The following is an 8,337-nucleotide window of genomic DNA, read 5'->3' as shown; positions in this document are numbered from 1 at the left end:
CGCCAATGGTAGTGTGGTTCGCCCATGTGAGAGTAGGTCATCGTCAGCTCCCTATCCCAAAAACACCCCCTTACATCAGTAAGGGGGGGTTGCTTTGTAGTCTATCAAGATTTTTTATATTTGGTTATCATGTTATTTTAATTATTTTTAGTTATCTTTAGTTATCTTGCGTTAATATCTTATTTGCTACATAGCTTTACGCATTTTCACACTGTAAATTTTTGAATTCTATATACTGATTATATCAATGTCGATCCTTTTCCAACCTTAGGTAAACATTTGATATTTGCTAAGAAATTACAAATATACTTAAAATTTTAGGATAAAAAAATGACACAAAAGCCCGTTAAGCCAGAGCCAAATATTAATACTCAGCAAGGAAATGCAGGCGAAACTCATCAACAAGCTGATGATAACTCAACTAATTTAACCACGCAGCAAGGGATTGTTATTGCAGACAATCAGAATTCGCTAAAAGCGGGTCGTCGAGGCCCTGCATTGCTAGAAGATTTTATTTTACGCGAGAAAATTACCCATTTTGACCATGAACGTATTCCAGAGCGTATTGTGCATGCGCGAGGCAGTGCAGCGCATGGTTATTTCGAGTTAACTGAGTCATTAGAACAATATACTACTGCTAAAGTGCTTACTGAAGTAGGTGAGCAAACACCTTTATTTACCCGTTTTTCGACGGTAGCGGGTGGTGCAGGGTCGGTTGATACACCGCGTGATATTCGCGGTTTTGCCGTCAAAATTTATACTAAAGAGGGAAACTGGGATTTAGTAGGTAATAATACCCCAGTATTCTTTATTCAAGATGCTATTAAATTCCCAGATTTAGTGCATGCTGTCAAGATGGAACCGGATCGTGGTTTTCCACAAGCTGCCTCAGCGCATGATACTTTTTATGATTTTATTTCATTGAGCCCAGAAACATTGCACAATTACTTGTGGGCAATGAGCGATCGCGGCATTCCACGCAGCTTGCGTACGATTGAAGGCTTCGGTATTCATAGTTATCGCTTTATTAATGCCCAAGGTGAAAGCACGTTTGTACGTTTTCACTGGCGTCCACGTCTTGAACTGCAATCGCATGTTTGGGATGAAGCGGTGAAAGTGGCAGGTGCTGACCCTGATTATCATCGTCGTGACTTATTTGAAGCATTACAACAAGGTGATGAGGTTATTTGGGATTTTGCTGTTCAGTTGTTCACCCAAGAAAAAGCGGATGAATTCGCTTTTGACCATCTAGATGCTACTAAACTTATTCCAGAAGAATTGGTACCACTCAAAGTAGTTGGTAAGATGGTATTAAACCGTTATCCCGATAACTTCTTTGCTGAGACAGAGCAAGTGGCTTTCTGTCCAGCAAACATCGTACCCGGTATCGACTTTAGTAATGACCCCTTACTACAAGGTCGTTTATTTAGTTATCTTGATACCCAGCTGTCGCGTTTAGGTTCACCAAATTTTGCGCAGTTGCCAATTAATGCACCAAAATGCCCATTCCATAATATGCAGCGTGATGGTCATATGCAGATGCAAATTCCGAAAGGGCGCGTTGCTTATGAACCACAAAGTTTGGAACCAGAAAAACCACGTGAAAATCCCGCAGTAGGCTTTAAATCATTTGCTGAGGATTTAAGCCAAGGCAATGATACCGTTAAAGGTCGTATCCGTGCAGAAAGCTTCGCAGACTTTTATAGTCAACCACGTATGTTCTATCGTAGTCAAACCCCCATTGAGCAGGCGCACATTGCTTCAGCGATTGTGTTTGAGCTTTCAAAAGTTGAGACACCCTATATCCGTGAACGCATGGTTGCGCAGTTGTTAACGGTTGATGAAACATTGGGTAAACGCGTGGCCGATGGGTTAGGGATGAAACCAGTGCCGAAACCGATTGAGCCGGCTGTTCCGGTGCAAGATTTGCCATTATCGCCAGCTTTACAGTTGATTGGCAAAGCTAAACCAACGCTTGAAGGTCGTAAAGTTGCTATTTTAGTCGCAGATGATTCAAATGCAGAAATGCTTGAAAAATATAAAGCGGCGATTACCGCAGCCAAGGCAACACCCTTTATAGTAGCGCCAAAAATTAGTATTACGTTAAACAATGGTGAAACCATTGCTGCTGACGGTCAATTGGCGGGTTCTCCTTCTGTCTTGTTTGATGCAATCGTTAGTATCATTATGCCAGAGCAAGCGAAAAAATTAGCCAAAGTGAGTGAAGCGATTGCGTGGTTTAAAGACGCGCACGCCCATCTAAAAGCGATTGCTTATTGCGGTGCGACGGATGAATTTATTCTAATTCCTCAGCACATTGAGAAAGATGCCAGTGTGGTGGCTTTAAAGGAAATAGATACCTTTATTGAGAAGGCCAAATCGCGTGAATGGGATCGTGAGCCTAATGTGCGTGATTTAGCATAACTCATCAACCCCGCAACAAAAAAGCTAGCTTAATAATAAGCTAGCTTTTTATTTATTTGGCGGAAACGGAGGGATTCGAACCCTCGATACGCTATTAACGTATACACACTTTCCAGGCGTGCGCTTTCGACCACTCAGCCACGTTTCCAATCGAGTTGCAATTCCAAAATATAGGTAATCGCAAAACGGACGCCTATTTTACCCAAAATAATGCCAAATGTCATGTATAATTAATCAATTTTCATCGATGGCTAGAGTTGGTAAGTTAGAGCGTATGAGTTGTCATCAGCGTTTTTCCCACAAATCACTGTCACAGATGCTAGTAGTGATAGCTTTATCCTTATTGCCCTTATGGGCACATTCTAGCCGCTCTTTAGATTATCGCAAACAGCATCTCAATCAATGCGGCAATACCTATGCTAACCAACAAAGTCCCCAGCCACTCTCGAATCAACCAATTGAGATTTATTATCTATGTCTAAATGGCTTTGCTGTGGGGTATTCGTCACTGAGTAAAACCGCTTTATGGTCAGCGGAGTATTTGACACGAGCGCGTATTGAAAAAGCGAGCGAGTTATCTAGGGTTAATAATTTTCACGAGGAAAGTCAGCTGCCTAATCGGGTTAAAGGCTATTTAGCTGATTATCGTAACGTACCTTATGATCGTGGGCATCTAGCGCCGAATGCAGATATGAGTACGCTTGAATCACAATATGACAGCTTTAGCCTTGCCAACATTGTACCGCAAAATCCTGTCAATAATCGTAGCACTTGGCGAGACATTGAGTCCCGTACCCGTTACCTAGCGATCAAACACAATCGTATCTATGTGGTGACAGGGGTGGCTTTTATCAGTAATCGGGTTAAGAAAATTAATAACAATATATTAGTACCCAGTCATCTGTACAAAGCGATTTATATTCCAAGTCTACAACAAGCAGGGGTTTATTTTGTCCCTAATGATGATAGTCAGCGAGTGGAAGTCATTAGTCTGGATGAATTGGCGGTAAGAATAGGTGTAGATGCCATGCCAGGCTTGTCAGGAAAGGTACAAAAAACGGCAATGACGCTGCCTATCGATGACTATTCACCAGCTACAAAAAACAAAAACACGCCAAAATCAGAGCCCGATAACCAGCAAATTTTATTAGTCTTAGTTAATTTAGTCTTGACCATTTTTGAATGGATAATGAGTCTATTTAAGTCCTAAAAGTGATAAATATACCAAAATGACTGATTGGTCAATTTACCCCTTAAGGATTTTTTAAAAAAATAACTATTTTATAATCAATAACTTAGAATTAAAAAAATGGATAATTTTACCCTGTAAGGATGTAGAAAACTATTAGCAACTTTTGCGTATTAAAAAATATCTTTACCTCAAAACCATTTTGGCTATAATGATTGTCAATGGCACTGCATCTCACTTCCCTTACTTTTTTGCAGTGCGCTACAGAAGGAACTGTTATGAAAATTTCTCTTAAATCAATCAGCGTTGGTGTTGCTCTTTCTACTTTAAGTGTTGCTGCTATGGCTGCCGATCCAATTGTGGGTACTTGGCAAACTTATGAAGACAATCAACCAAAAGCCCAAGTTCAAATCTCACAAACAGGTGCTACTTTCACCGGTAAAATCGTTGCGGGCAATACTGAAAAAGCAAAATCTTTTGTTGGTAAAACTGTGTTAACAAACGTGAAAGCGAAAGGTAATGGCAAATATGCAGGTAAAGCAAAAGACCCACGTTGGGGTCTTGGATTAGGTGCAGATATTTCATTAAGCGGTTCAACCTTAACTTTATCTGTTCCAGTCAAAGGCAGCCAAACTTGGAAAAAAATTAAATAATCGCCCATGATTTGAAAGCCCAAAAAAGCTAGATATTAATATCTAGCTTTTTTATTTGTCCAATCGCAAGTTTTGTAGAGTCTTTTAGTATGCTTATATAAAAAAATAGGCTGATTGAATCAGCCTATGTTTATCATTCTTTGTCTATTCGATACGTTCGCCATGTACGGCTAAGTCAAGACCGGTGTATTCATCTTCATCAGTGACACGTAAGCCCATGGTTAATTGAATCACTTTGGCAATAATGAAAGTCACAATCGCGCAGTAGATGATAACCGCGAACACGCCTTCTAATTGCACCCACACTTGACCCATAGTCGATAAAGCCAGTGGTTTGCCAGTGATAGCAGGACTCACAAAGACACCTGTCAATATGGCACCGACGATGCCACCAACGCCATGCAATCCAAACGCATCCAAGCTATCATCGATTTTTAACAGACGTTTGAGATAGTTGACTGCATAAAAGCAAACCAATGAGGTGATGATACCAATCGCTAATGCGCCTGCTACCGTCACAAAACCTGCCGCTGGGGTGATACCGACTAAACCCGCCACTGCGCCTGATGCACCGCCCAATACAGAGGCTTTACCACGGACTAATTTTTCGATGGCAAACCAAGTCAATGCCCCTGCCGCTGCCGCTACTTGCGTGACGAGTAGGGCATTACCTGCCAACGCATTTGCCGCCAACGCACTCCCGCCATTAAAGCCAAACCAACCTACCCAAATCAAACCCGTACCAATTAAGGTTAAAGCCAAGTTTGAAGGTGCCATTGGATCACGGTTATAGCCATTACGTTTACCTAAAACAGCCGCCAACACAATACCTGCTACACCTGCATTAATGTGCACGACCGTACCGCCTGCAAAGTCTAGCGCACCATCTGCCATCAACCAGCCGCCGCCCCAAACCCAGTGACAAATCGGTGCATACACCAATAATACCCAAAGGGCAGTAAACACCATGAAGCTACTAAATTTAATACGTTCAGCAATCGAGCCTGCTAAGATTGCCACAGTGATAATGGCAAAGGTCATTTGAAAAGTGACAAATAACAGGGTGGGTACGGTACCGGTTAAATCACCTAACCCAATATTAGATAACAGGGCATTATCAAAACCGCCAATAAATTGATTAAAATCGCTACTACCAAACGCCAGCGAATAACCCAACACAATCCAAATGATAGATACTAACGCCGTGGCACCATAGCTGTGTGCCATCGTCCCTAAAATATTCTTTTTGCGCACCATACCTGAGTAAAACAATGCCAACCCTGGAATAGTCATTAGGAGTACTAATGCAGTAGAAATTAATACCCAAGCCGTGTCGCCCGCATTTAGCGTAGGCGTGTCAGCAGCATGAGCCACCAATGGAGATAACAACAATAACGATAAAATTGATTTGGTAGATACTAGTGGCTGTGAAAATTTGGCAAAAGCTGCCCTTGTAATGACGGCATTCATCGTAACCCCCTTAAAATTATTTGAGATAGTCGTTAAGCTGCTTGATAGGTCTTCGTTAATGTTTAAAGGATGGTCAACTTTAAAGTTTAACAAGCGCTGCGGCAACGACAGTCATGATAGTGTTAGATAGCATTAGCGCCCGTTTCACCCGTACGGATACGAATCACTTGTTCTAATGGTGATACAAAGATTTTGCCATCACCGATTTTGCCCGTGCTAGCCACGCGAGTGATAGCTTCAATCGCTGCATCAACCATTTCGTCAGTCACTGCAATTTCTAACTTAACTTTGGGCAGGAAATCAACCACATACTCAGCGCCGCGGTACAATTCAGTATGACCTTTTTGACGACCAAAACCTTTTACTTCGGTAACTGTGATACCTTGAACGCCAATCTCAGAGAGTGACTCACGCACATCGTCTAGCTTGAACGGTTTTAAGATAGCCGTAATTAATTTCATAATAATTTCCTTTTAAGTGCCGCTTATGGTTGGGTTAGTTACTAGCTGCTGTAGTGGCTTAATAGCGGTTACCCTAAACAGCATTCGTATAGCGAGTTGAAAATGGTAGTTTCGATAATTCAAAAGCTATGCCAACTTTCAAAAATGTCCTATTTTTAAGGGGGTAAAAAATATAACCTATTGAAAATAAAGCAAAAACTTTTTTATAGTTTCAATGCGACCATCACACAGAAAGCGTAATTTTATTATAGCGAAAAAATAAAAATTCCTCTAATTTAAATCAGCTATTGCACCAAAAAGGTTATTTGGGTGCCATTAACGATTTTGTAGATAAATTTTAGAATTATTTTAATAATTAGCGATAAAAACAAAAATATTGCACTAAAAAAGTGCATTATACTTCCTAAAATCGTTGAATTTGTTGGGTAATATAGATAAAAGTATATCCGCATCACAAAAATCATAGCATTTAAACCGTCTTTTATTGCTGCCACTACAAAACATGAAAACTCACATTTAATCGCAAAACTTTTTGTCATAAAATGGTATGATAGAAAACGTTTTTTAGCTTATGCGGCAAGTATGGTTATTGCCTTAGTTAGCGGTACCTTTATTTAAGTGTTACAAGTTTAAGTGTTACAAGGAATTCTCGTGAGCCAACTCTCTGCCACCCAATCACCCGTTTCACCTGCTTCAACCAACCAAAGCATGCCATCAGCATCAAGCATGATTCAACGTGGCAATGGCTTACAAGTGGTGGTTGGACTTGGCAAATCAGGCTTGTCGGCAGTCAACTATTTACACGCGCTTGGCTACCCCGTAGCTGTCACCGATGCCGGTCTGCCCAAACTTGCCGAGCATTTGCCAACCAATATAGTGACCAAGTTTGGCGCATTAGATGGCGAGCTGTTGTCAGTGGCAGATCGAATTATCATCAGTCCTGGTATCGACCCTTATTTGCCGGTGTTTGATGGCGCACGTGCGAGAAAAATCGCGATTGTCAGTGATATTCAATTGTTCCATGAGGTAGCTAAACAGCGACATATTCCGATTATTGCAATTACCGGCTCTAATGCCAAAAGCACTGTCACCACACTGGTTGGCGAGATGGTCAAAAATGCGGGGGTTAAAGTCGGTGTCGGTGGTAACTTGGGAACGCCCGCGCTTGATTTGTTACTTGAGCCCATACAGATGGCGGTGCTTGAGTTATCCAGTTTTCAACTACAGACCACCACCAATTTGGCCGCTAAAGTAGCCACTGTGCTTAACATGTCGCCTGACCATCTAGATCGCCATGGCAATATGCTTGGCTATCACCAAGCCAAACACCGAATCTTCCAAGGCGTGCAATCCATTGTGGTCAACCGCGAGGACTTGCTTAGTCGCCCGTTGGTAGCCGATGATATGCCCACCCTTACCTTTGGTAGTAACGCACCGGATATGAATCAGTACGGATTGATAAAAGATAGCGATGGTGAAATCTGGTTAGCCCGGGGTCGTGAGCGGTTGCTCAATGAAAAAGACGTGCCGATCAAAGGTGAACATAATTTGGTGAATGCGCTGTCAGCCTTAGCAATTGGCGAGTTGGCGGGTCTGCCGTTAGAGAGTATGTTGACAACATTAAAAAACTTTGTCGGGCTGCCACATCGCTGTGAATTTATCACAACTACCCATCAGCTTGATTGTTTTGACGACTCTAAAGGCACTAACATTGGCTCGACCATCGCGGCAATTTTGGGGCTAGGTAAAGTATATGCGCCCAAAGGCAAAAAACTTGCAGTGATTTTGGGCGGGCAAGGTAAAGGTCAAAACTTTGCTGAACTGGCAAAACCCTTGATGGATTATGCGCAAGTGGTGTACTTTATTGGAGAAGATGCCGATAAAATCGCGGCTGATTTGGCATCAGCGGGTTTAGATGCTCACAATCCTGCAGGGATTGTATTAACCAAATGCCAAACCCTGGAACAAGCGGTCAGTCAAGCTTGGCAAGACCAGCCAACATTCCCCGCTTTAGGCGTATTATTGCTATCACCCGCTTGTGCAAGTTTTGATCAGTTTAGTGGCTATGTGGAACGTGGACAAGTTTTTCAACGCTTAGTCAAACCCCAATAATCATTCGCTAGTGTATTTTTAATATTTA

At 41.9% G+C, this 8,337-nt stretch carries 6 protein-coding genes and 1 tRNA gene; 4 read left to right on the top strand and 3 right to left on the bottom strand.

Features of this window, described 5'->3' with window-relative positions; genetic code table 11:
• Window positions 1-330 precede the first annotated feature (330 nt).
• On the top strand, window positions 331-2,424 hold the full coding sequence (locus tag RTS10_RS08530) for a catalase (RefSeq protein ID WP_312524245.1): 2,094 nt from the start codon (window positions 331-333) through the stop codon (window positions 2,422-2,424).
• Window positions 2,425-2,481: 57 nt separating this feature from the next.
• On the opposite strand, the gene RTS10_RS08525 is transcribed toward RTS10_RS08530, so the two are convergent.
• A tRNA-Ser gene (locus RTS10_RS08525) sits at window positions 2,482-2,572 on the bottom strand.
• 126 nt (window positions 2,573-2,698) lie between these two features.
• Between RTS10_RS08525 and RTS10_RS08520 the strand changes: the two genes are divergently transcribed.
• Both RTS10_RS08520 and RTS10_RS08515 read left to right on the top strand, forming a co-directional pair.
• Window positions 2,699-3,634 (top strand): DNA/RNA non-specific endonuclease, encoded by a 936-nt coding sequence (locus RTS10_RS08520; protein WP_312524243.1) that lies wholly within the window; start codon window positions 2,699-2,701, stop codon window positions 3,632-3,634.
• A 257-nt stretch (window positions 3,635-3,891) separates the two neighbouring features.
• Window positions 3,892-4,266, top strand: coding sequence for a DUF2147 domain-containing protein (locus tag RTS10_RS08515; RefSeq protein WP_188875943.1), 375 nt, complete (start codon window positions 3,892-3,894; stop codon window positions 4,264-4,266).
• 144 nt (window positions 4,267-4,410) lie between these two features.
• On the opposite strand, the gene RTS10_RS08510 is transcribed toward RTS10_RS08515, so the two are convergent.
• Both RTS10_RS08510 and RTS10_RS08505 read right to left on the bottom strand, forming a co-directional pair.
• Complete coding sequence (locus RTS10_RS08510; protein WP_076775469.1) at window positions 4,411-5,736, bottom strand: ammonium transporter; 1,326 nt, start codon at window positions 5,734-5,736, stop codon at window positions 4,411-4,413.
• Between the two features lie 122 nt (window positions 5,737-5,858).
• Entirely contained in the window at window positions 5,859-6,197 is a 339-nt protein-coding gene (locus tag RTS10_RS08505; RefSeq protein WP_007115809.1) for a P-II family nitrogen regulator, read from the bottom strand.
• 726 nt (window positions 6,198-6,923) lie between these two features.
• Here RTS10_RS08505 and murD point away from each other — a divergent pair.
• Window positions 6,924-8,309 (top strand): UDP-N-acetylmuramoyl-L-alanine--D-glutamate ligase, encoded by a 1,386-nt coding sequence (gene murD, locus RTS10_RS08500; RefSeq protein WP_312539962.1) that lies wholly within the window; start codon window positions 6,924-6,926, stop codon window positions 8,307-8,309.
• Window positions 8,310-8,337: the final 28 nt, after the last annotated feature.

It is taken from the genome of Moraxella sp. CTOTU47616 (assembly GCF_032017465.1).
GTDB lineage: Bacteria > Pseudomonadota > Gammaproteobacteria > Pseudomonadales > Moraxellaceae > Faucicola > Faucicola tetraodonis.
The sequence above is the reverse complement of the archived record's forward strand: the minus strand, read 5'-3'. Positions and strand labels throughout refer to the sequence as shown.

Coding starts and splice junctions, on each gene's coding strand:
- RTS10_RS08530 (WP_312524245.1), top strand. CDS start 331: ATGACACAAAAGCCCGTTAAGCCAGAGCCAAATATTAATACTCAGCAA.
- RTS10_RS08520 (WP_312524243.1), top strand. CDS start 2,699: ATGAGTTGTCATCAGCGTTTTTCCCACAAATCACTGTCACAGATGCTA.
- RTS10_RS08515 (WP_188875943.1), top strand. CDS start 3,892: ATGAAAATTTCTCTTAAATCAATCAGCGTTGGTGTTGCTCTTTCTACT.
- RTS10_RS08510 (WP_076775469.1), bottom strand. CDS start 5,736: ATGAATGCCGTCATTACAAGGGCAGCTTTTGCCAAATTTTCACAGCCA.
- RTS10_RS08505 (WP_007115809.1), bottom strand. CDS start 6,197: ATGAAATTAATTACGGCTATCTTAAAACCGTTCAAGCTAGACGATGTG.
- murD (WP_312539962.1), top strand. CDS start 6,924: ATGATTCAACGTGGCAATGGCTTACAAGTGGTGGTTGGACTTGGCAAA.